The 1,279-nt window shown below is 46.7% G+C and carries 1 protein-coding gene and 1 pseudogene; both read left to right on the top strand.

What is annotated here, in order from left to right; translation table 11 throughout:
- A pseudogene (locus tag ACFIK1_RS06745) lies at positions 1-213 on the top strand (ShlB/FhaC/HecB family hemolysin secretion/activation protein); the annotation flags it as partial.
- Positions 214-238: 25 nt separating this feature from the next.
- Positions 239-1,279, top strand: a 1,041-nt coding sequence (locus ACFIK1_RS06740; protein WP_375662401.1) for a filamentous hemagglutinin N-terminal domain-containing protein, incomplete at its 3' end; no start/stop codon positions are given.

Here is a 1,279-nt window from a genome sequence, read left to right as displayed (position 1 = left end):
GAACTTCGCCCTTATGTTGGTTTGGATTATGGGCGTGTGTTTTCGCAAGTTTTGTATGGGATTAAGAGTGACCAGCTTGCCGGTTGGACAGCCGGTGTCAAGCTTGCGGGAGGCATGGTCTCTCTTGATGCCAGTTATTCCAGTATTTTTTGGAGCACAGTTAAGCACAAAAAATCAGGAACATTTTTTATGACATTAACAATGGAACTTTAAGCATTTTTTATTGGGGAGTTAACGTATGAGATATGAGAAGAGAGCAGAAAGAGCAGCTTTATTAGGTGTTTTAGTCTCCAGTACGATGCTCAAAAAGGTTTTATTTGGGGGACTTGGTTTTTCTTGTTTGTTAGCCCCTTCAGCGTTACAGGCGCAAATTACTGTGGATCCTAACGCGAATGCCGCCCATCGTCCAGATATAGTGGCAGCGCCCAATGGAGTTCCCTCGATTGATATTGTTACCCCCAATGGCAAGGGCTTATCGCACAATAAATATAACGATTTTAATATTGGAAATCCGGGTGTGATTTGGAACAATCATGCGCAAGAAGTGGGGCAATCGCAGTTGGGGGGCATTATGCCGGGCAATCCGCATTTGCGTTTCACGGGTTCAGCGAAAGTGATTTTAAATGAAGTGACCAGCAGCAAGCGCAGTGCGCTTCATGGTCCAGGAGAGGTTTTTGGGAGCCCCGCCGATGTGATTATAGCCAATCCCAATGGGATAAGCTGTGATGGTTGTGGCTTTATCAATACGCCCCATGCGACCTTAACCACAGGTGTTCCCGAAATTGATGCGAGCGGTTTTTTGAAAGGCTTTGAGGTGCGAGGTGGGGATATTACCTTTGGCGCTAAGGGAGCCAATTTTTTCTCTGGCAAGGGGGCGGTTGATATTGTCGATATTGTCTCACGCACAGTGCATTTTGAAGGAGCTGTTGCGGGCAGAGAAATTGGTGTGACAGCAGGGACGGGTCACTTTGATTATGCTTCACGGGAAATGAAAGAACTGACCGATATTACCGGTAAACCGGAATATGCGATAGATGGTTCTGCTTTTGGGGCTCTCCAGGCGGATCAGATTAAACTTGTGGCAACAGAACAAGGAGTTGGGGTTCGCATGCGCCATGATATGGCAGCGAATGCGGGGCAGTTGCATCTTTCTGCTGACGGAAAAATCTCGTTGAAGAATGTTTTTGGTCATGGGGGTGTTGTCCTCAAATCGAAAAGCCAGAGCGTATTGGCAAAGCACATCACCTCGAAAAAGCATATTGATATTGCCGCCCATAAG

It is taken from the genome of Bartonella sp. OC16QHHD (assembly GCF_042194035.1).
In the GTDB taxonomy this organism is placed as follows: domain Bacteria; phylum Pseudomonadota; class Alphaproteobacteria; order Rhizobiales; family Rhizobiaceae; genus Bartonella.
Note: the sequence above shows the minus strand (reverse complement) of the source record. Positions and strands in the feature narration are given on the sequence as shown.